Source organism: Rhodococcus sp. BP-316, assembly GCF_019836105.1.
In the GTDB taxonomy this organism is placed as follows: domain Bacteria; phylum Actinomycetota; class Actinomycetes; order Mycobacteriales; family Mycobacteriaceae; genus Rhodococcoides.
The window spans coordinates 169,049-189,158 of the sequence record NZ_JABUEE010000002.1; the positions used below are offsets into that span (position 1 = coordinate 169,049).

Annotated in this window: 21 protein-coding genes; 8 read left to right on the forward strand and 13 right to left on the reverse strand. The window is 68.5% G+C overall.

The genetic code is table 11. The features are described from left to right. Window positions 1-39: 39 nt before the first annotated feature. Window positions 40-381, forward strand: a complete 342-nt coding sequence (locus HQ312_RS04150; RefSeq protein ID WP_222638096.1) for a carboxymuconolactone decarboxylase family protein — start codon at window positions 40-42, stop codon at window positions 379-381. Window positions 382-390: 9 nt separating this feature from the next. Continuing rightward, window positions 391-1,155: a deoxyribonuclease IV gene (locus HQ312_RS04155; protein WP_222637904.1), complete on the forward strand. Its 765-nt coding sequence runs from the start codon at window positions 391-393 to the stop codon at window positions 1,153-1,155. A 1-nt stretch (window position 1,156) separates the two neighbouring features. Here the strand turns inward: HQ312_RS04155 and HQ312_RS04160 are convergent, their stop codons facing one another. The 6 genes from HQ312_RS04160 to HQ312_RS04185 all read right to left on the reverse strand — a co-directional run bounded on the left by HQ312_RS04160 (window position 1,157) and on the right by HQ312_RS04185 (window position 6,651). Beyond that, window positions 1,157-2,419 (reverse strand): multidrug effflux MFS transporter, encoded by a 1,263-nt coding sequence (locus HQ312_RS04160; RefSeq protein ID WP_037185969.1) that lies wholly within the window; start codon window positions 2,417-2,419, stop codon window positions 1,157-1,159. A 50-nt stretch (window positions 2,420-2,469) separates the two neighbouring features. Beyond that, the gene (locus tag HQ312_RS04165; protein WP_056441033.1) at window positions 2,470-2,955 is read right to left on the reverse strand and encodes a DUF309 domain-containing protein; all 486 of its coding nucleotides are present in this window, start codon (window positions 2,953-2,955) and stop codon (window positions 2,470-2,472) included. Between the two features lie 10 nt (window positions 2,956-2,965). Beyond that, complete coding sequence (locus HQ312_RS04170) at window positions 2,966-3,913, reverse strand: aldo/keto reductase (protein ID WP_222637905.1); 948 nt, start codon at window positions 3,911-3,913, stop codon at window positions 2,966-2,968. A gap of 61 nt (window positions 3,914-3,974) precedes the next feature. Continuing rightward, entirely contained in the window at window positions 3,975-4,493 is a 519-nt protein-coding gene (locus HQ312_RS04175) for a VOC family protein (protein ID WP_027506079.1), read from the reverse strand. A gap of 174 nt (window positions 4,494-4,667) precedes the next feature. Next, window positions 4,668-5,630 (reverse strand): DNA-3-methyladenine glycosylase, encoded by a 963-nt coding sequence (locus HQ312_RS04180; RefSeq protein ID WP_374198275.1) that lies wholly within the window; start codon window positions 5,628-5,630, stop codon window positions 4,668-4,670. Next, window positions 5,620-6,651, reverse strand: coding sequence for an oxidoreductase (locus tag HQ312_RS04185; RefSeq protein WP_308123790.1), 1,032 nt, complete (start codon window positions 6,649-6,651; stop codon window positions 5,620-5,622). Before HQ312_RS04185 ends, HQ312_RS04180 begins: the two co-directional genes overlap by 11 nt. Window positions 6,652-6,787: 136 nt before the next feature. Here HQ312_RS04185 and HQ312_RS04190 point away from each other — a divergent pair, with 136 nt between their 5' ends. Next, the gene (locus HQ312_RS04190) at window positions 6,788-7,273 is read left to right on the forward strand and encodes a ribonuclease H (RefSeq protein WP_027506082.1); all 486 of its coding nucleotides are present in this window, start codon (window positions 6,788-6,790) and stop codon (window positions 7,271-7,273) included. Window positions 7,274-7,282: 9 nt separating this feature from the next. On the opposite strand, the gene HQ312_RS04195 is transcribed toward HQ312_RS04190, so the two are convergent. Together HQ312_RS04195 and HQ312_RS22140 are read right to left on the reverse strand one after the other, a co-directional pair. Continuing rightward, complete coding sequence (locus HQ312_RS04195) at window positions 7,283-7,549, reverse strand: hypothetical protein (RefSeq protein ID WP_056695702.1); 267 nt, start codon at window positions 7,547-7,549, stop codon at window positions 7,283-7,285. 48 nt (window positions 7,550-7,597) lie between these two features. After that, complete coding sequence (locus tag HQ312_RS22140; RefSeq protein ID WP_235578862.1) at window positions 7,598-8,155, reverse strand: DUF4190 domain-containing protein; 558 nt, start codon at window positions 8,153-8,155, stop codon at window positions 7,598-7,600. 118 nt (window positions 8,156-8,273) lie between these two features. Between HQ312_RS22140 and HQ312_RS04205 the strand changes: the two genes are divergently transcribed. The 4 genes from HQ312_RS04205 (at window position 8,274) to HQ312_RS04220 (ending at window position 14,013) form a co-directional block, all read left to right on the forward strand. Continuing rightward, window positions 8,274-9,089 carry an alpha/beta fold hydrolase gene (locus tag HQ312_RS04205; RefSeq protein ID WP_222637908.1) on the forward strand — a complete coding sequence of 272 codons (816 nt, stop codon included), beginning with the start codon at window positions 8,274-8,276 and terminating at the stop codon, window positions 9,087-9,089. A gap of 43 nt (window positions 9,090-9,132) precedes the next feature. Then, entirely contained in the window at window positions 9,133-9,528 is a 396-nt protein-coding gene (locus tag HQ312_RS04210) for an OsmC family protein (RefSeq protein WP_222637909.1), read from the forward strand. A gap of 191 nt (window positions 9,529-9,719) precedes the next feature. Beyond that, complete coding sequence (lon, locus tag HQ312_RS04215; protein ID WP_222637910.1) at window positions 9,720-12,038, forward strand: endopeptidase La; 2,319 nt, start codon at window positions 9,720-9,722, stop codon at window positions 12,036-12,038. 100 nt (window positions 12,039-12,138) lie between these two features. Further along, window positions 12,139-14,013, forward strand: coding sequence for an ABC transporter ATP-binding protein (locus HQ312_RS04220; protein WP_222637911.1), 1,875 nt, complete (start codon window positions 12,139-12,141; stop codon window positions 14,011-14,013). Between the two features lie 8 nt (window positions 14,014-14,021). On the opposite strand, the gene HQ312_RS04225 is transcribed toward HQ312_RS04220, so the two are convergent. Beyond that, complete coding sequence (locus HQ312_RS04225) at window positions 14,022-15,230, reverse strand: lipase family protein (protein ID WP_222637912.1); 1,209 nt, start codon at window positions 15,228-15,230, stop codon at window positions 14,022-14,024. A 193-nt stretch (window positions 15,231-15,423) separates the two neighbouring features. Continuing rightward, window positions 15,424-17,697 (reverse strand): ATP-dependent DNA ligase, encoded by a 2,274-nt coding sequence (locus HQ312_RS04230; RefSeq protein ID WP_222637913.1) that lies wholly within the window; start codon window positions 17,695-17,697, stop codon window positions 15,424-15,426. Between the two features lie 109 nt (window positions 17,698-17,806). On the opposite strand from HQ312_RS04230, the gene HQ312_RS04235 reads away from it, so the two are divergent. Beyond that, on the forward strand, window positions 17,807-18,235 hold the full coding sequence (locus HQ312_RS04235) for an SRPBCC family protein (RefSeq protein ID WP_027506089.1): 429 nt from the start codon (window positions 17,807-17,809) through the stop codon (window positions 18,233-18,235). Here HQ312_RS04235 and HQ312_RS04240 read toward each other — a convergent pair whose 3' ends face one another. Genes HQ312_RS04240 through HQ312_RS04250 form a run of 3 tightly spaced genes read right to left on the reverse strand, consistent with a single transcriptional unit; the run spans window position 18,236 to window position 19,958 of the window. Further along, on the reverse strand, window positions 18,236-18,676 hold the full coding sequence (locus tag HQ312_RS04240) for a hypothetical protein (RefSeq protein ID WP_222637914.1): 441 nt from the start codon (window positions 18,674-18,676) through the stop codon (window positions 18,236-18,238). It abuts the gene before it with no gap. Beyond that, window positions 18,669-19,049, reverse strand: a complete 381-nt coding sequence (locus HQ312_RS04245; RefSeq protein WP_027506091.1) for a hypothetical protein — start codon at window positions 19,047-19,049, stop codon at window positions 18,669-18,671. The genes HQ312_RS04240 and HQ312_RS04245 overlap by 8 nt, the downstream gene beginning before the upstream one ends. Window positions 19,050-19,061: 12 nt before the next feature. Then, the gene (locus HQ312_RS04250; protein WP_308123793.1) at window positions 19,062-19,958 is read right to left on the reverse strand and encodes a DUF3626 domain-containing protein; all 897 of its coding nucleotides are present in this window, start codon (window positions 19,956-19,958) and stop codon (window positions 19,062-19,064) included. Window positions 19,959-20,110: the final 152 nt, after the last annotated feature.

Genomic DNA, 20,110 nt, shown 5'->3' on the forward strand with positions numbered 1-20,110 from the left:
GATGCCTATCGGGACGGTCTCGCGGTCCGCCGCGAGGTGATGGGCGAGACCTTCGTCGCGGCCGCCCTCGAGAACAGCACGGGCACCGACTCGGAAGCGTTGCAACGCCACGTCACCGAGCACGTGTGGGACGCCGTGTGGAACAGGCCGGGCCTCGACCGACGGAGTCGGAGCCTGCTGAACATCGGCATGCTGATCGCCCTCCGGGCCGAGCAGGAGCTCGGCGGGCACATCCGGGGCGCACTCACCAACGGTCTGACCCGCGAGGAGATCGTGGAGTCCGTGGTCCACGCCAGTGGCTACTGCGGCGCGCCGGCGGCGCTCGCAGCGATGCGGGTGGTGCAGCGAGTACTCGACGAGGAGCTGGGTCCGCTCGAGTAAGGTCGGGACATGCGTATCGGTGCACACGTCCGCAACTCGGAGAACCCGCTCGGCGAGGCCGAGGATCTCGACGTCGACCTGGTGCAACTGTTCCTCACGGACCCGCAGAAGTGGAACAAGCCCGTTGTCGGTTCGGGGTTGGAGGCGGTCCGGGACAGTGCGGTCGACATCGTCGTCCACTCGTCCTACGTCATCAACGTCGCGAGCCTGAACAACCGCATCCGCATCCCGTCCCGCAAGGCCGTCGCGCAGCAGGCCGACGTGGCCGCAGAGATCGGTGCTCTCGGGTTGGTGGTCCACGGTGGACACGTTCGCGACGGGGAGGATCCCGCCGAGGGAGTGGCCAACTGGCGCAAGCTGTTCGAACGGCAGTCGGAATCCGGTGGATTCGCGGTTCCGATCTGGATCGAGAACACCGCCGGCGGCGACTTCGCGATGGCGCGGCGCTTCGACGCCATCGCTCGCCTCTGGGACGCCGTCGGAGAGTTCGGAGCAGGGTTCTGCCTCGACACGTGCCACGCCTGGGCCGGCGGCGAGGACCTCGTGGACGCCGTGGAGCGCGTCAAGGCGATCACCGGACGCATCGACCTGGTGCACCTGAACAACTCTCGCGACGAGTTCGATTCGGCTCGCGACCGTCACGCCAATCTCGAGAGCGGCGAGATCGAGGCCGAGGTGCTGGCCGCCGTCGCCGCCGCGGCGGACGCTCCGGTGATGCTGGAGACGCCCGCCGACGGCATGAAGGACGACGTCGCGTACCTCCGCTCGCTCTGAGTCAGACCGCGTCGGCGGGTACCGGCTTCTCGGACCGGACGCTCGCGAGAGCGAGCAGCGCGATGGTCGCGCCACCGGTCATCGCGATGGCCATGGCCGGGCCGTCGTTGCCGAGGACGCCCACCAGGGGCGCGATGAGCGCACCGATGCCGAACTGCGCGGCACCCAGCAGAGCGGCGGCGGTGCCGGCGGCCTCACCGTGGCGTGACAGGGCGAGCGCCGGGGAGTTGGGCATGACGAATCCTGCCGACGCCAGCACGAACAGCACGGGCACCATGAATCCGACGATGCCGCCGAATCCGGTGGTCGTGGTGATGATGAGGGCGGCGCCGGACGCGGCCATCGCGACCAGTGCCACGGTGACGATCCGCTGCGGGGTGAAGCGCTGCAGCGCCAGGACGTTGAGTTGCGACGCGCTGATCAGTGCGACGGCGCCGATGCCGAACACCAGGGCGAACTGCTGCTCGCCGAGTCCGTACCCGTCCTGCAGCACGAACGAGCTGCCGGAGATGTAGGCGAACAGCGCGGACATACCGAGGCCGGCCACGAGAACGAGAACCACGAACCGTCGGTCGCCGAGCAACGATCCGTAGGTGCGCAGGACGGGCAGGAACTCGTTGGGTCGACGACGCTCCTCGGGGAGCGTCTCCTTCAGCAGGAACATCGCCACGAGCATGAGGGCGGCACCCACGACCGCGAGCCCGGCGAACACGCCGCGCCACGACCCGTGGATGAGGACGAGGCTGCCGAGGCTGGGTGCCACGATCGGCGCGACGCCCATGACCAGGACCAGACGCGACATCACGGTGGCGGCGGCCCTGCCGTCGAACAGGTCGCGGACGATGGCGATCGCGATGACCATGGCGGCGGCGGCACCGAAGCCCTGCAGGGCTCGGGTCACACCCAGGACGCCGACGGTCGGAGCGATCATGCACAGGAGCGACGCGACGATGTGGATCATCGTTCCGGCGATGAGGGGCCGTCGACGTCCCAGGGAGTCCGAGAGCGGCCCGATCACCAGCTGTCCCACGGCCAGTCCGATGAGGGTGCCGGTGAGGGTGAACTGCACCGCGGCATCCGTGGACCCGAGGTCCTCGGTGATCGCGGGCAGCGCCGGGAGGTAGACGTCGATCGTGAGCGGCCCCAGCGCGACGAGGGCGCCGAGAACCAGGATGGTGCGAAGCCTGGAGGGTGCGGCCGGCTGGTCGGAGGTACCGACTGCCGTGCCGGGAGTCGCCGAGGTGGTGCGGGAGTCTGTCGTCACCCGGGGTGCAGCACCGTGCGGCCGCGATGTGTTCCCGATCCGTGTGACGGTCAGGTGAACTGTCGGCGATGCGTGAGGTGCGGGACTGTCGGAAGCGGGGACTCCCCGCGGTCCAGCGCAGCCACCAGAAGGTCGGCCCACCGCATCAGGCCCGCGATGTCGATGTCGTGGGGTGCGTCGGCGTACGTCCCGATGCGATCACGTCCCTGCGTCAACAGCGAGGTGGCTCCCACGCGATTCCCCCGCAGCAGGTGGGTGAGACCGACGGCGAGCTGGGCCAGACCCTGCCACAGTGCACGTTCCCCTGGCGTACTGATCTTCCACGTGCCTTCGAGGATCTCGTGCGCGTGGAAGGGCATGCCGTCGTCGAGGAGTTGCTGGGCACGGACCAGGGACTCGACCGGCGGGAGCTGGACGTCGTCCGGAATGCGCTCGACGCCCTCGGCTCCGCGGGGCAGGGGACGTCCGAGCCCGTCGCGGGGCCGGCCGTTCTGCGGCCGGCCCTCGGGGTTGCGCTCTCGTCTCGGCGTGACCACCGAGACGACGCTACTCGCCGACCTTGTCCGACAATGCGGTCAGACGGTCGAGCTCGTCGGCGGTCAGCGACAACGTCGAGGCGTCCGTCAGGGACGCGAGCTGTTCGAGACGGCTCGCGCTGGCGATGGGTGCCACGATGCCGTTGCGGGAGAGCAGCCACGCCAGTGCCACGGTGGGGATCGCGGAGCCGTGAGCGTCCGCGATGTCGGCGAGCGCACCGACGACCTCGAGGCCGGCGTCACTGAAGTAGCCGGACGTCATCGCTGCACGGGGTGTGCCCTCGATGTCCTCGCGCGTGCGGTACTTGCCCGTCAGGAAGCCCGAGGCGAGCGCGAAGTACGGGAAGACGCCCAACAGATTCTTCTCGGCGACCTCCATCAGCTCCGGCTCGTAGCTGCGGCGATGCACCAGGTTGTAGTGCGGCTGCAGCGCCACGGGTGCGTCGAACCCCTCGCGCTGTGCGATGTCGATCCACTGCCGCGCGCGCTCCGCCGTGTAGTTGGAGATGCCGACATACCGCACCTTGCCGGCCTTCACGAGTGAGTCGAAGGCGGCCACCGTCTCCTCGAGCGGGGTGTCCGCGTCATCGAAGTGTGCGTAGTAGAGGTCGATGCGATCGGTCTGCAGGCGCTGCAACGACGCGTCGGCCGCAGCAGCGACCGTGCCCGCGGCCAGACCCTTGAACTGCGGGTGCTGGCTCACCTTGGTGGCCAGGACGACGTCGTCGCGCCGGCCCGTCGAGGTGAACCAGTTCCCGATCACCGTCTCCGACTCGCCGCCCGAGTTGCCGGGGGCGAAGGCGGAGTACGAGTCCGCGGTGTCGATCAGCGAACCACCGGCTCCGAGGAAGGCCTCGATGATGCGGTGCGAGTCCGGCTCGTCGCTCGTCCATCCGAAGGTGTTGGCACCGAGTGCGAGCGGGAAGACGTCCAGGTCCGAGGTTCCGATACGAGTCATGTTCGGTGCAACACCTGTGAGCCGTCGCTATTTCCGCCCGGCACCGGGTGAGAGGCGTCCGTCAGGACAGCGCCGCCGTGCTGACGCCGATGCCGCCCGTGGTGTCGGCGCCGTATCGAGCGATCTCCGCGTCGAGGTCCAGCGGAGCGATGCTGGAACGACCGTGGAGGACGGCGTCGTCGATGCGGTCCGCGGGAACGAGCCAGGCGATCTCGAACTCGATGCCGTCGGGATCCTGGCCGTAGAGACTCTTGGACGTCGAGTGATCGGATGCGCCGACCAGTGCGCCCGCGGTGGCCAGCTTCTCCCGCAGGTCGACGAGATCGGACAGCGTCTGCACCTCCCAGGCCAGGTGGTAGAGCCCGACGGTGCTGCGGCCGGCCGGGGACGCGCCCGCTCCGTCGCCGACGGAGAACAGGCCGAGGTCGTGGTCGTTCGTGCTGTCCGGCGCCTGCACGAACACGGCGCGATCGCCCATGGACATGACGACGCGGAAACCGAGCACGTCCGAGTAGAAGCGTGCGCTGCGCTGGGCGTCGCGCACGTAGAGCACGGCGTGGTTCAGGCGGGAGATGGCCATGAGAGGTCCCTTCGGATCGAGGCGTTGTTGTTAGCTTGAAGCTTCAAGTTAAACTGTACCCCGATTGTTCCCGCAGCCGCGAGGACACAGCTGCGTGAACCGAACACCCGCTCCTGCGTGCAGGAGATCGTGTGGGCTCACCAGTACCTGTGTGCACACACCTTCCAGCGTCCGTCAGTGCTGGCGGTGGTCGGTGACCACGGTGCGCGGACCGAACTTCGGGCGCAGGGCCGTTCCGCTGACCTCGAGCAGACGTACCGCGCGATAGCGGTGCGGCCGGATCGGCGCCAGGTACTCGAGCATCTCGTCGTCCGTCATCGGTGCCCCCGTCAACGTCCATCCGATCACCGACGCGAGGTGGTAGTCGCCGACGGACAGAGCGTCCGCATCTCCCAGCGCCCGTTGCATCACCTCGGCCGCGGTCCACACGCCGATTCCGGGAACGTGGCGCAACCGGCGCTCGGCATCCTCCCTCGTCATGGACACGATCGGTTCGAGCTTGTCGGCCAGGGCGGCGCTCCGCACGATCGTCTTGGAGCGCTTCGGATCCACGTTCGCCCGGTGGAACTCCCAGGACGGCACCCGCCGCCAGACCTCGGCGGGCGGCGGTACCCGCATCCCCGCGGGCGCCGGTCCCGGTGCCGGCTCGCCGAACTTCGAGAGCAGGTAGCGCCATGCCGCGAAGGCAGCGACCCCGTGCACCTTCTGCTCCAGAACGGCCGGGACCAGCGCCTCCATGATCTGCCCGGTGCGGCCGATACGCAGGTGGGGAAATCGACGATGCGCCTCCGCGAGGATGCGATGCTCGGGCGCGAATCCGTCGGCGTCGTCCTCCATGCCCACGAGCCCCGGAAGAGAGTCGAGGAACTCCGCGGAGCCGGCGCCCCAGGCCTCGCAGGTCACCTCGAACCGGTCCACCTGGCGCAGGCGATACGTCACCGGCCCCGTGCGAAACCGTGAGGTGCGCCAGATGGATCCGTCGGCCTCCACCCGATGGGCCGGATCGCCCGCTCCGCGGCGGTGTGGCGACAACGAATACCGCAGGGCGAGTGGGCGATCCGAGGTGAGCGTGATCTCCACCGCGCCGCCGCGGGAAGTGTGTCCGGGGTCGAGCACGGGAAACGAGCTAGCCGACACGGACGAGGGTGCGACCGATGGTGGCCCCGTCGCGCAGAGAGTCGAGCACTCTCGCCACCCCGTCGAGAGTCACCTCGGTGGTGACCTCGGCGAGCCGACTCGGGCGCAGGGAACCGGCCAGGTCGTTCCACAGGGTGCGTCGGGCCTCGATGGGCAACTGCACCGAGTCGATGCCCAGCAGGGCCACTCCCCGGAGAATGAAGGGCAACACCGTGGTCGAGAGCCCGGCTCCCCCGGTGAGCCCGCTGGCGGCGACCGCGCCGCCGTACCTCGTGGTGCTGAGTACGTGTGCGAGGGTCTTGCCGCCGACACAGTCGACCGCGGCGGCCCACTGCGCCTTCCCGAGGGGACGCGGCGCCGCGTCGGGGTCCTCGGGGAGGCGGCCGATGATCGAGGACGCGCCGAGTGTGGTCAGCAGGTCGTGTGCCGACTCCTTGCCGGTGGAGGCGACCACCTCGAACCCGGCCTGCGACAACAGGTCCACGCTGACACTGCCGACCCCGCCGCTCGCTCCGGTGACCAGTACCGGACCGTCGGACGGGGTGAGGCCACGCGCCAGCAGGGCCTGCACGCTGAGTGCGGCGGTGAAGCCCGCAGTGCCGATGGTGGCGGCGTCGGCCGTCGACAGTCCGTCCGCGAGTGGCACGACCCACTCGGCCGGAACGCGCGCGTACTCGGCGTAGCCGCCGTGACGTCCGGTGCCGATCTCGTAGCCGTGTGCCACGACGCGGTCACCGACCGACACCCCGTCGGACGTCGAGGAGACCACCACACCGGCGAGGTCGATGCCGGGGACGATGGGGTACTCCCGCACCACTCCGCCCTTCGGGGTGACGGCCAGGGCGTCCTTGTAGTTGGCGCCCGAGTACTCGACGCGGACGACCACCTCGCCCTCCGGCAGGAACGACAGGTCGACCGTCTCGGACGTCAGATCCACACCGTCCTCGGTCTGCCGGGCGACCAGGGCGCGGAAGTTCTCCGGGATCTCGGTGGCGGATCGATCGTCGGTCGGCGAGGTCACGTGTCGTCTCCCTGTGTCGGTCCAGATCGAAGTCTGGGCTGATGGTTCACGTTCGAGAGTAGGCCGAGCCGTGGACAGGGTGTGCGCTCGGCGCGGGACCGCGGAATTGTCGGTCCTCGGCCGTACTGTCTCGAGGGTGATCATCGTGAGTACCGACGGTTCGTGCCTGAAGAACCCCGGCGGGGCCATCGGCTGGGCCTGGGTCGACCACACCGGCCCGTCCGCCTCCGGCGGAGAAGCGTCCGGCACGAATCAGATCGCCGAGCTCAGGGCGTTGTACGAGGCCGTGGCCGCGCATCCGGGTCCGGAGCCGATGCTCATCGAGTCGGACAGCCAGTACGCCATCAAGTGTGCGTCGGAGTGGCTCGCCGGATGGAAGCGCAAGGGCTGGCGCACGTCCACGGGTGGGCCTGTGCGCAATCTGGAACTGGTCCGCGCGATCGACCGTGCCATCACCGAGCGCGAGGGTCCGGTGCGGTTCCGCTGGGTCCGCGGACACGTGGGCAACCAGTTCAACGAGATGGCGGACGAGCTGGCAGGAATCGCTGCGCGGGCGATCCGAGACGGTTCGCTGACGCCGTGCGAGCCGGTGGGCGCACAGGAACCCGTCACGCTCTTCTAGAGCAGAGGCTCATTCCTGGCGAGCGGTCTGCTTGTCGTCCTTGTCGCCGGCGGTCACGTCGCGCGGACTCGGGGCGGGCAGATCCTTGCCCTCGTCCACGGCGGCCTCACTCCGATCGAGGGTCGGCGCCGGCTCGGCCTCGGCATGGTTGTCGAACTCGCGCACGGCCTCGTCGCGCTCGTCCGGACTCTGTGCAGTGTCCGCACCCGTGCCCTTGGACTCCTCGCGCGGGTCGATGGATGCGGTGTCGACGGGCTCGTTCACGGAATCACTCATGAGCACCGGTGTGCCCGATCGACCGCGCGGTCAACCCTTCCGCACCTGTCACGGCGTCGGAGCGGGCGTCAGGGTCACCGAGAACTGGTTCTCCAGATTGTCGGTGAACTGCTGCTGGCACTGCTCGACCCGTGTCGCGTCGCCACCGGCGTCGCTGAGGCAGGTCGCGAGGTCGCCGACTCCCACCTCGTTGAACACCCATACGGTCAGGGCGATGAACACCGCGCCACCGATGATGCCGAGGACACCCAGCACCAGCCCCGTCGTGGCGACGCCGCCGTTCGTGGCTTCGCGGCGCTTGACTCGGCCGCGGCCGAGCACGCCGAGCACCACGGCGATGATGCCCAGGAAGATGCCGAATCCGAAGGTCCAGAAGGCCAGGATCGACAGGATGCCGAGAATCAGCGCCGCGATTCCCACGCCGTTCTTCGGGCTGACCGGGGGCTGGCCGTAGCCGCCGTCGTAGCCGCCGGGTGGTGGGTACTGCCCGCCGGAACCGGGCTGCTGACCGTACTGAGGCTGCTGACCGTACTGAGGCTGCTGGCCGTACGGCGGTTGCCCGCCGTACTCGGGCTGCTGGCCGTACTCGGGCGTGGGACCGCTCACTGGTCTCTCCTGACGGGCGACTCGGCTGGTGTCTCGCACTGTAGCGCCGGACGGCACCTTCGGCGTGGGTGCGTGATCGCACCGTTACCGCAGGTGTCCGGTGGGGTATCTCAGCAGGATGAGTACGTGGACCGTCAGCGACGGCACAGTCCTGCACTACACCGATCAGGGAACGGGGCGGCCGCTCGTGATGCTGCACGGGTGGGGATTCAGCGGCCGATTCTTCGACGGCAGTGTCGATCGACTCGCCGAGCACGCCCGAGTGATCACCGTCGACATGCGCGCACACGGTGATTCGGAGGACCCGGGCCACGGTTACCGGGTGTCGAGGTTGGCCAAGGACCTCCGCGATCTGCTCGTGGGCCTGGAGCTGACGGACGTCACCGTTCTGGGGTGGTCGCTGGGCTGTCCGGTGATCTGGAGTTACCAGGAACTGTTCGGCAACGACCTGTTGGCGCAGGCGATCTACGTCGCGCAGACTCCGCGGCAGTACCGGACGCCCGAGTGGACTCTGGCGCACACCAGCATCTTCGACGACGCGTCGCTGGCCGCGGTGCAGGGCCGTGTGACGTACGACCGCGAGAACTTCGACCGCGAACAGCTCGACGAGATCACCGCCACCGACCTCCCCGCCGAGCGTGTCGAGGTCCTCCTCGCGGAGATGACGAAGATGCCCTCGGACGCGCGCAACGCGGTGATGGCGGACCACACCCATCACGACTGGCGCGATCTGCTGCCGACACTCGATCTGCCGTCGCTGGTCATGGTGGGCAAGCACGACAAGGCGTTCCCGTGGGAAGCGGCACAGTACGTGGGTGACACGATTCCCGGCGCGCGCACCGTCGTGTTCGAGAACAGCAGTCACGCACTGTTTCTCGACGAGCCGCGCAAGTTCGAGGACGAGGTGCTCGGCTTTCTCGCCGAGCACTCGTGACCTCGATGGTTTGCGGACAGCAGTTCGCGGACACCCGGCAGGCATGAGCCAAGACCTGTACACCGCCACTGTCACCGCCACCGACGGATCGATCTCCTCGAGCGACGACGTGCTCTCCCTCGATGTCCACGAGCCCTCCGACCTCGGCGGTCCGGGTGGGGCCACCAACCCCGAGCAGCTGATGGCCGCTGCACTGAGCTCCTGCCTGCTCGAATCGCTGCGCATCGCAGTCGGTACCGCGGGTGGATCCCTCGAGGGTGCATCGGTGGAGGGACAGGTGACGCTGTCCTCCGCGGACGGCGCGGGCTACGACGCGGCCTACCGCCTCGGCGTGACACTGCCGGGCGTCGACAACGCGGGCGACGTGCTCGAGCAGGCACGGTCGATCTGCCCGTTCCTCAAGACCGTCACCGGCGTGGACGTGACGCTCAGCGAGTGAGCGCCGCCGGCTGACCGTTCCCGCGGGTGTTCCGCCTCGCCGTAGTGGTTGCAGCCGCTGCGGGAGCATGGAATGCCTGCGGGAACCACTCTCGGGCCCGCCATGTCCGCCTCCAGCGAACGCCCTCATCTGCGGGAACACCGGGGCCCACCGCCAAGTTGAGCTGATCACGCTGAACTTTGGAGGACCCCATGAGCGAATCGACTCGCTTGCCCGTTCTGTTCCTGACCGACCCCGTCGTCCTGCCCGGCATGGTCGTGCCGGTCGAACTGGACGACGCTGCCCGCGCTGCGGTCGACGCCGCGCGGACCAGCGCCGACGGCACTCTGCTGATCGCCCCACGACTGAACGACCGCTACCCCGCCTACGGTGTGGTGGCGACGATCGTGCAGGTCGGCCGTCTCGCGACCGGTGAGCCGGCTGCGGTGCTGAAGGCGGAGAAGCGTGCGCACATCGGCACCGGAGTCAGTGGCCCCGGCGCCGCTCTGTGGGTAGAGGCCGAGCCGGTGTCCGAGCCGGAGCCGACGGACGCCGTACGGACTCTCGCCGCGGAGTACAAGAAGCTCGTTCTGGCCATGTTGCAGCGCCGCGAGGCATGGCAGGTCATCGACTCGGTGAACAAGCTGTCGGACCCGTCCGCGCTGGCCGACACCGCCGGCTACGCGTCGTGGCTCACCGATGTCCAGAAGCGACAGTTGCTCGAGACCCCGGACGTGGCAGCACGATTGACGGTGCTGACCGAGTGGACCGCCGACCACCTCGCCGAGGTCGAGGTGACAGACAAGATCGCGGGCGACGTCCGCGACGGCATGGAGAAGACGCAGAAGGAGTTCCTGCTGCGCCAGCAACTCGCCGCCATCCGCAAGGAGCTGGGCGAGGGCGAGCCCGACGGTGCCGACGACTACCGCGGACGCGTCGAGTCCGCAGACCTGCCCGACTCGGTTCGTGAGGCGGCGCTGCGCGAGGTGGGCCGGCTGGAGCGCTCGAGCGATCAGAGTCCCGAGAGTGGTTGGATCCGAACGTGGTTGGACACGGTCCTGGAATTGCCGTGGACGGTGACGACCGACGACAGCACGGACATCGTGGCAGCGCGCGCCGTTCTCGATGCCGACCACCACGGACTCGACGACGTGAAGGACCGCATCACCGAGTACCTGGCCGTCCGGTCGAGGCGTGCTTCACGCGGTCTGACGGTGGTGGGCGGACGTGGATCCGGTGCCGTCATGGTGCTGGCCGGTCCTCCCGGCGTCGGCAAGACCTCGCTGGGCGAGTCGGTGGCGAAGGCTTTGGGCCGCAAGTTCGTTCGCGTCGCCCTCGGTGGCGTGCGCGACGAGGCCGAGATTCGCGGACACCGGCGTACGTACGTCGGAGCCCTGCCGGGCCGGATCGTGCGTGCGATCGCCGAGGCAGGCTCGATGAATCCCGTCGTCCTGCTGGACGAGATCGACAAGATCGGATCGGACTTCCGCGGTGACCCCGCGGCGGCGCTGCTCGAGGTCCTCGATCCGGCTCAGAATCACACGTTCCGTGACCATTACCTGGACCTCGATCTCGACCTGTCGGACGTGGTGTTCCTGGCGACCGCCAACGTGATCGACCAGATTCCGACAGCGCTGCTGGACCGTATGGAACTGGTGACCATCGACGGCTACACCGAGGACGACAAGGTCGTCATCGCACGGAACCACCTGCTCCCGCGGCAGGTCGACCGCGCTGCACTGACCGATGCCGAGGTGACCGTCACGGACGCTGCACTCCGCACGATCGCCGCCGACTACACCCGTGAGCCCGGTGTCCGTCAGTTCGAGCGACTGCTGGCGAAGGCGTTGCGCAAGGTGGCGACCGTGCTGGCGCAGGACGAGCGGCCCATCACCGTGGACGAGCCCGATCTGGTCACCTACCTCGGACGGCCCCGCTTCACCCCCGAGGCACACGAACGCACCGAGGTCCCCGGTGTCGCGACGGGCCTGGCCGTGACCGGTCTGGGCGGCGACGTCCTGTTCATCGAGGCGAGCTCGACGGGTGACACCGCCGGCCTCACCCTCACCGGTCAGCTCGGCGATGTCATGAAGGAGTCGGCGCAGATCGCGCTCTCCTACGTGCGGTCGCACGCGGCGGAACTCGGGGTGGACCCCACGGCGCTGGACAAGGCGATCCACATCCACGTGCCGGCCGGCGCCGTACCGAAGGACGGCCCGTCCGCGGGCGTCACGATGGTCACCGCGCTGGTGTCGATGGCGACGGGCCGTCCCGTGCGGTCCGACGTCGGCATGACGGGCGAGGTCTCCCTGAACGGTCGGGTACTCCCGATCGGTGGGGTGAAGCAGAAATTGCTCGCCGCTCAGCGCGCCGGACTCACCACCGTGTTCGTTCCCGCGCGGAACGAGCCCGATCTCGACGACGTGCCGGCCGAGGTACGGGCTGCCGTCGACGTCCGGCCCATGTCGGACGTCGCCGATATCGTCGCCCAAGCCCTCGAACCTGCGCGGGAGCAGATCGCCGCGGCCTGACCACGGAATGAGCGGGGCAGCGCGGGGGTTGCCCTCAGTGCAGGTGAACGGGCCGCGCCGTGGGTGTGCAGAGATCGTGACGAGTAACAGGAGGTTCCACATGAGTATGGAAATGACCGCGTGGAACCAGATGTACCGATCGATGCACACCAACGGCGACGATCACCGACCGTTCTCCCGGGTGACCGTGCGGCGGATCATGGTGTTCGCGCGGCCCCTGCGCTCCCTGCTCGTCGGGTTCCTGATCCTCAGCGTCGTCGCGGCGGTCCTGGCCGTTGCGACGCCCGTGCTGGCCGGCCGTGTCGTGGACGCGATCGTGCAGGGCCGCGCGTACGGGACGGTCCTCGTGCTGGCCGTCATCATCGCGGTCGTGGCGTTGCTCGATGCCGGTACGGGGCTGGTGAACCGGTGGCTCTCGGCGCGAATCGGCGAGAACCTCATCCTCGACCTCCGTACTCGCGTGTTCGACCACGTGCAGAAGATGCCCATCGCCTTCTTCACACGCACGCGCACCGGTGCCCTGGTCTCGCGGCTGAACAACGACGTCATCGGGGCGCAGCGCGCCTTCAGCGGCACGCTGTCGGGTGTCGTCAGCAACCTCGTGACGTTGCTGCTCACCCTCGTCGTCATGCTCGGGATCTCCTGGCAGATCACCCTGCTGGCACTGTTGCTGTTGCCGATCTTCGTGCTCCCGGCCCGCAGGATGGGCACTCGGCTCGCCCGCCTGCAGCGTGAGGCCGCCGCGCACAACGCGGCCATGTCGACGCAGATGACGGAGCGTTTCTCCGCTCCCGGCGCGACACTGATCAAGCTGTTCGGACGCCCGGACCACGAGTCGGCCGAGTTCGCGCTGCGGGCGGGCCGCGTCCGCGACATCGGCGTGCGGTCGGCCATGGTCCAGACCGTCTTCGTGACGGCGCTGACCCTCGTGTCCGCGCTGGCACTCGCGCTCGTCTACGGCCTCGGTGGCTTCTACGCGCTGCGGGGGCAGCTCGACGCAGGGTCGGTCGTGACTCTCGCGCTGCTTCTGACCAGGCTGTACGCGCCGCTCACCGCACTGGCGAGCGCCCGCGTCGACATCATGAGCGCCGTGGTGAGCTTCGAGCGGGTCTTCGAGATCCTCGACCTCGATCCGCTCATCACCGACAAACCCGATGCCCGGGCGGTTCCGGAGGGCCCGGTCACCGTCGAGTTCGACGACGTTCGCTTCGCCTATCCGTCGGCCGACAAGGTGTCACTGGCGTCTCTGGAGGACGTGTCCGTCCTGGATGCTCGCGGCGGCGAGGAGGTGCTCCACGGGGTGTCCTTCCGCGCCGAGCCCGGACACATGGTGGCCCTGGTCGGCTCGTCCGGTGCAGGAAAGTCGACCATCGCGCAGCTCGTCTCGCGGCTGTACGACGTGGATTCCGGTGCCGTGCGCATCGGTGACGTCGACGTGCGGGATCTGACGGCCGAATCGATCCGGCGCACCGTCGGCATGGTGACGCAGGACGGCCACCTGTTCCACGAGACGTTGCGCTCCAATCTCACCCTGGCGCGCCCGGATGCGACGGAGGAGGAGATCTGGTCCGCGCTGCGGCGTGCGCGTCTCGAGGAGTTGGTGCTGTCGCTGCCGGACGGCCTGGACACCGTGGTCGGCGAGCGCGGCTATCGCTTCTCCGGTGGTGAGCGTCAGCGCGTCACCATCGCCCGCCTGCTGCTGGCGCGTCCCACCGTCGTCGTGTTGGACGAGGCCACCGCGTCACTGGACTCCACGTCCGAGGCCGCGGTGCAGGAGGCACTCGCCGAGGCACTGGAGGGACGGACGTCCATCGTCATCGCGCACCGGCTCTCCACCATCCGGGCGGCCGATCTCATCCTGGTCATCGAGAACGGCCGCGTCGTCGAGCGCGGTACGCACACCGAACTGCTGGCGAACTCGGGTCGTTACTCCGAGCTCTACCGCACGCAGTTCGACGAACCGGTCCGCGCCTGACCCTCCGATCAGCAGGTGCTGGGTGCAGGCAGGCCGGCGAAGCGATCGTTCAGCCACTGCAGTGCGGACGGCAGCCCGAGCAACGCGCCACTGAGGTGGTCGGGTGTCGGGGTGAGCAGCGTCTGCACTCGAGCGCCGGCGCTGCAGTACCGGGCGGTGGTGCTGTCGATGGCTTCGACGGGGATGAGCCCGTCGGTCGGGCTGTGCCACTCGAAGATCGGTGCGCGCGGAACGCCGGGGTAGAGCTCGACACTGTTCTCTTCCACGACGGCACGGCCCTGCGGATCCGCGAACACCGACTTGTTCGCGGTGATCTCCGCGGCGCTGTGGTTGGCGCCCACGGCCAGGATGTCGTTGGTGCAGGAGTCGGCGATCTGATTCATCATCGACGTGCCCTGGGGAGTCAGGTTCTGCGACACGGGCATCCGGTCCGGGTACTCGCGACCGAGACCGATCGCCGCGGCCAGTGCCAGCCCGAACACGGGGTGCGGTGTGTTCTCGCCGAGCATGTAGGCCATCTTCAACAGGTTCATCGGAACGCCACCCTGGGCGCTGCCCACGATGTTCAACTCGGGTGCGTACGAGGGTGCCAACGCGGCTGCCCAGGCGGTGGCCATGCCGCCGCCGGAGTAGCCGCCCATGCCGACGGGGCTGTTGCGCAGCTGCAGCGGATCGAAGTTCTTGGCAGCGCGGATGCCGTCCAGCGTGATCTGACCGCCCAGCTTGGCGGCACCGTAGGCACTGTTGGGGCCGAGGTGGTCCGGCATCGAGACCGACCAGCCGCGGGTGAACACCGCGTTCAAGGCGGCGGCGTCGCGGATGACGACGTTCGGGTCGGTCGACCACAACGCCTGCGAGGGCGCGCACTTCAGGCCGAGAGCATTGACGATCTGCTGGTAGGAGAGCAGCGGGCCGTCGGGCGCCTTCCCCAGCGGGACGAAGACGGTGGTGACACCGACGATGGGGTTGCCCTCGCTGCCGGTACTGCGGAACGCCAGTTGCCACGTCGACACGCCGATGAAGTTGGGCGGGTTGGGCATCGGACGGCTGGCGAGGATCGTGCCCGGTGCGAGCCCGGAGATGTCGCCCGGCGCGGAGTAGAACGGGTCGGCACTGGGGGTCGGGTACTGGGCGTCTGCGGCTGCGGTCCCCGGAAGGGCGGCAGCGACGACGGCTGCGGTGACCACGGCGAGCACGAGGCGACGAATGGATCTCACTGGAACACTCCTACAAACCGACTGTGCGGTTATCGAACGACAGCCACATTGAACACTGCCCGAGCGCACGGTTCCACTCGGGAAACGGCGCCCCGGCCCCGTGATCGAACCGTAAGCAAGCGACACGACGGCGACAACCGTATTCGAGGGTTCTTGTGTAAGGTCCAAACTTTGCCCACTCGAGTGGGAGCGCTCAGTCCTCGCGGTGAACGTCCTCGACGGTCTTGTCCTCACGCAGGCCCCGCCAGCTCGGATGGCGCAACGAGCCGCCGTCCGTCCACTCGAAGAACCGCACCTCGCCGACGACGGTGGGGGCCACCCACGTCGCATCGCGGCGGTCGGCGGTGGGGAGAGGGTCGTCGAACGGTGACTCGTCGACGACGTTGGGGCGCAGCAGTGTCAGCAGGTCCGCGCGCTGGCGCTCGGTGAACCCGGTGCCGACGCGCCCGACGTAGTGCAGTCCGTTCTCCGACGGGATGCCGAGCAGGAGCGACCCGATGCTCCCGGTGCGGGAACCCTTGCCGGCGCGCCATCCGCCGATGACCACCTCCTGCGTCCGCCAGTTCTTCACCTTGATCCACGAGGTGCTGCGTCGGCCCACCTCGTAGGTCGAGTCCCGCCGCTTCGCGACGATGCCCTCCCACCCGCGGCGTTCGCTCTCGGACAGTGCTCCCGCCGCTGTGCCGGGCAGGAGCGGCGAGACGGTCGCTGTCTCGAGGCCGGTCAGGAGCAGTTCGAGGATCTTGCGCCGGTCGGTGAACTTCTTGCCCGTCAGATCCGTGCCGTCGAGGTGGAGGATGTCGAAGCAGATGAACTGCACGTCGTCGGGATGCGCGTCCTGCAGTGCCTGGAAGCTGGTGACTCCGTCCGCGCGGTAGACCACGGCCTCACCGTCCAGTACGACCGCATGGTCGGACAGATCCGCGGCGAGCGCCGTGATCCCCGCGTAGCGGCGCGTGAGGTCCTGTCCGGTCCGACTCTCGAGCACGACGTCCCCGTGGTCGAGGGTCGCGACGATGCGGACGCCGTCCCACTTCCCCTCGAACGACCACTCGTCGGCTTCGAGTCCGGACAGCGTTCCGGCGGACGCCAGCATCGGCCGCAGGTGCTGGGGCAACTCCGTGCGTGTCGGCTGGGGGCGCGATGTCATCCGGTGCACGAGCCACTGGTCCCGGTCGGTCCGGATCAGTGCGTACCGGCCCGCGACGCGCTCACCCGCGAGTTCGACGATGACCTCGTCGTCCCGCCACTTCTCGGTGATGAAGGTGCCGTGATCCCAGACGCTCACCTCGCCGCCGCCGTACTCGCCCTGCGGGATGGTCCCCTCGAAGGATGCGTAGTCCATCGGATGGTCCTCGGTGTGCACGGCGAGATGGTTCTTCTTCTCGTCCGTCGGCAGATTCTTCGGGACCGCCCACGAGACCAGCACGCCGTCGCGCTCGAGTCGGAAGTCGTAGTGGAGTCGACGTGCGTGGTGTTCCTGGATGACGAAGATCGGGTCCGCGGATTCCCGAGTCGTCGATGTCGTCGGGACGGGTTCCGGTGTGCGCGAGGCAGTCCGCTTGCCGCGGTACGGACCGAGGCTGTCGGTGATCGTCGACGCCTCCGGCTCCGGATCGAGGCCGGCGAGCAGATCGCCGTCCCGGTGGAAGCGAGCGAGCACCTCCTCGAAGCTCAGTTGGGCGAGACCGCCGCCGGAGAGCTCGTCCCACGTCCGCGGAGCCGCGACGGTCGGGCGGTCGCGTCCGCGCAGCGAGTACGGCGCGATGGTGGTCTTCTTGCCGTTGTTCTGACTCCAGTCCAGGAAGATCTTCCCGGGCCGCAGAGCCTTCGACATCGATGCGGTGACCAGATCGGGCATCTTCTCCTCGAGAAGCGTCGCAACGCGTTTCGCGACGGTCGAGGCACCGGACGACGAGACCGGCTTCTCCAGCGGGACGTACAGGTGTATGCCTTTGCTACCACTGGTGAGGGGGTGGGCGGTGAGCCCGATGTCGGTGATCATCGCCCGTACCTCACAGGCCACGGTCGCGCAGGTGTCGAGGTCGACGCCCTCGCCCGGATCGAGATCGAAGACGATGCGGGTGGCTTTGCCCTGCTCGTCGCCGTCGAAAGTCCATTGCGGCACATGGGCTTCCAGCGCAGCCTGCTGTCCCAGCCACGCGAGATCGGCGGCGGTGTGGAAGACGGGGTAGACCACGACGCGGTCGGAGTGGTGCAGACGTCGTCGATCGAGCCAGTCCGGGGCCGACGCGGCGAGGTTCTTCTCGAAGAACGAGCCTGCCTGGACCCCGTTCGGCCATCGCTTCCGAGTGACCGGGCGTCCGAGAAGGTGGGGGAGCATCGCGGGCGCGATGTCGACGTAGTAGTCGATCACCTCGCCCTTGGTGGTGCCCGTCTCCGGCCACAGCACCTTGTCGACGTTGGTCAAGGCGATCTGTCGCCCCGCGACCTCCAGCGATGCCATGGGTCCAGGATAGATTGCGTGCTTCGCGAGCTGGGTATGTTCGAGAGCGGTGCCACGCTCGGTGGCAGGACCCGCGCGCGGGACCGACGAGGCAGGAAGCGAGGGCCGCGTGGCCGGAGTGAACGTGACGGTGGATTCGACGATGACACCGGACGAGGCGTGGGCCAGGGCGTCCGATCTGTCCAGCTTCCAGGAGTGGATGACCATCTTCGGTGGATGGCGCAGTCCCGTGCCGGACACGTTGAAGGAAGGCGTCACCATCGATTCGCTGATCAAGGTCAAGGGTTTCCGCAACGTGATCACCTGGACGATCACCGAGTACGAGAAGCCCTACGAGATCGCGCTGCTCGGCAAAGGCAAGGGCGGCATCAAGATCGATCTGAAGATGTCCGTCGCGCCGAAGGGCGCCGGATCGGAGTTCACCCTCGACGCGAACTTCCGCGGCGGGTTGCTGTCCGGCCCGATCGGCGGGGTCGTCGCGAAGGTGCTGGAGTCGGACGTGCGCACGAGTGTGACCAACCTGGCGAAGCTGGGGTAGTCACGCTACGGGTGTGGTCCCCGCCCTACCGGTGTCCGTCCGGCGCAGCCACCACAGCGCCGCGATCGGCAGGATCACCGGGATGAACAGGTAGCCCGATCCGAAGTGCGACCACACCGTGGGCTCCGGGAACTCCTGCGGCACGGCGTAACTGGCGATCGAGACGGCGAGCACACCGACTATCTCGACGACGCAGGAGATGGTCGCGATGCGGCGCGACACCACGGAGGCTCGTGCGAGACACACGGTGCCGACGATGTAGACCAGGGCGGCGAACGCGGACAGCAGGTACGCGACCGGTGCGTCGTCGAACCGGGTCCCGATCTGCACCGCCGAGCGCGACGCGGCGGCGACGGAGAACAGGGCGTAGAGGGCGATGAGGACGCGCCCGATGCCGGACCGGGTGGCCGTCTGCAGGTCCGTGCGTGCGGTGTCAGGCATGGCCGGCCCAGATCTGGTTCAGACGCAGCACCATCACCGCGAGGGTGAGGGTGACGACGATCAGGACGGCGGTGCCGCCGCGACTTCGGTCCCCGAGGGACCACCACACACCGATCGGCAGCAGCAGCGCGAGACCGATGAGGTACGCGCCGAAGGTGACGGTGTGCACATCGCGGTCGGTGGTGGCCAGGGCGACGAAACCGACCACGGCCTGCGCGAGCACGAGCAGCTCGATGCCGACGAGGAACCGGAAGAACACGCGGTCACCGCGGTTCGCGAGGAGCAGCGCCTGATTGCGGATCAGCTTCACCAGTGCCCAGACCGCGGCGACGAGTGGCAGCACGTAGAGGGCGACCGTGATGGGTGTGAGCATGGTGAGCCCAGTTTATCCCCGTCCGATTCGTCCCTCGGCAGGTGAGGTTGCGGCCCCCGGACGGTCGGACCCGTCGTGTCCGAAGCGCGCGACGCAGTGCCAGAGCTGTGTGACGTGCTGATCGTCGTGCTCACCGGTATTCGCGGCCTGACCGACGATGCACGCGGTGAGACGCCCGTCTCTCGCCACGGACCGTGCGAGGTCGGCGATGTGTGGTCCGCGGTAGTCGGCGCAGTGATCGAACCGACTCGATGTCAGCTCGAACCCGTGGTGCCACCGCACCGGAACGGGTGCCCGGCATGCGATCGCGTCCAGCTCGGTCCCGCGGAACGACGGGTCGAGAACGAGTGCCTCGACATCGGTGTCGAGTCGTAGCGGTCCGTGGACATGGGCCTCGATGTAGTCGTCGAGCACGTCGACGTCGTGGTGGGAGAGTGCCGTCTCGACGAGTGGCATGCGCTCACCGGTGCCGAAGGCTGTCGGCTCGTGGACGGAATCGGGGTAGCAGAAGGTCGTCCGGGGGAGCACGTCTCCGCGGAGCACCAGGTGGGCGGAGCCGAAGCGCACCGATCCGCCCGCGGGCTCCAGGCGGTGATTCAGCGAGCCGTAGATCGGGCGCTCCGATGCCGGGCCGTGGTCGTACGCCCCACCGAACATCCGGGACTCCCATGCGTGGCGACGACCGCCGGGCGCAGGATCGAACCCGCCGTTGCTCGTGCCGGTGACGAACTGCGATCGGTACAGGTTCTCCTCGATCAGCACCTCGAGCAACGGTCGGCCGGCCACGAGCCGATCGGGATGGAAGTGCACGGTCACTCTCGTCGCCGGCGGCACGGGTGGGCCCGCCTCGACTCGCGACGCGACGTGCGCGAGTGCGAGGAGGCGTCGGGCACCCGAGGCGTCGACCACACTCCGACGGTAACGCGGCGGTGTGTCGTCGGGGTTACGCGAGTGAGCAGGACGAAACAGGGCGTTGTTCCGCGGGTGACCATCCGGACATCGAGCGGGCCTGTACTGGTGTCAGCGGGACGGACGTCTCCGCACCCGAGTACTCGCTCACT

Excerpts from the sequence above, each read along its gene's own strand:
- HQ312_RS04245 (WP_027506091.1), bottom strand. The coding sequence starts at position 19,049 with ATGCTCACACCCATCACGGTCGCCCTCTACGTGCTGCCACTCGTCGCC.
- HQ312_RS04175 (WP_027506079.1), bottom strand. The coding sequence starts at position 4,493 with ATGGCCATCTCCCGCCTGAACCACGCCGTGCTCTACGTGCGCGACGCC.
- HQ312_RS04210 (WP_222637909.1), top strand. The coding sequence starts at position 9,133 with ATGAGCCAAGACCTGTACACCGCCACTGTCACCGCCACCGACGGATCG.
- HQ312_RS04150 (WP_222638096.1), top strand. The coding sequence starts at position 40 with ATGGGCGAGACCTTCGTCGCGGCCGCCCTCGAGAACAGCACGGGCACC.
- HQ312_RS04230 (WP_222637913.1), bottom strand. The coding sequence starts at position 17,697 with ATGGCATCGCTGGAGGTCGCGGGGCGACAGATCGCCTTGACCAACGTC.
- HQ312_RS04240 (WP_222637914.1), bottom strand. The coding sequence starts at position 18,676 with ATGCCTGACACCGCACGCACGGACCTGCAGACGGCCACCCGGTCCGGC.
- HQ312_RS04170 (WP_222637905.1), bottom strand. The coding sequence starts at position 3,913 with ATGACTCGTATCGGAACCTCGGACCTGGACGTCTTCCCGCTCGCACTC.
- HQ312_RS04220 (WP_222637911.1), top strand. The coding sequence starts at position 12,139 with ATGAGTATGGAAATGACCGCGTGGAACCAGATGTACCGATCGATGCAC.
- HQ312_RS04205 (WP_222637908.1), top strand. The coding sequence starts at position 8,274 with ATGAGTACGTGGACCGTCAGCGACGGCACAGTCCTGCACTACACCGAT.
- lon (WP_222637910.1), top strand. The coding sequence starts at position 9,720 with ATGAGCGAATCGACTCGCTTGCCCGTTCTGTTCCTGACCGACCCCGTC.
- HQ312_RS04195 (WP_056695702.1), bottom strand. The coding sequence starts at position 7,549 with ATGAGTGATTCCGTGAACGAGCCCGTCGACACCGCATCCATCGACCCG.
- HQ312_RS04155 (WP_222637904.1), top strand. The coding sequence starts at position 391 with ATGCGTATCGGTGCACACGTCCGCAACTCGGAGAACCCGCTCGGCGAG.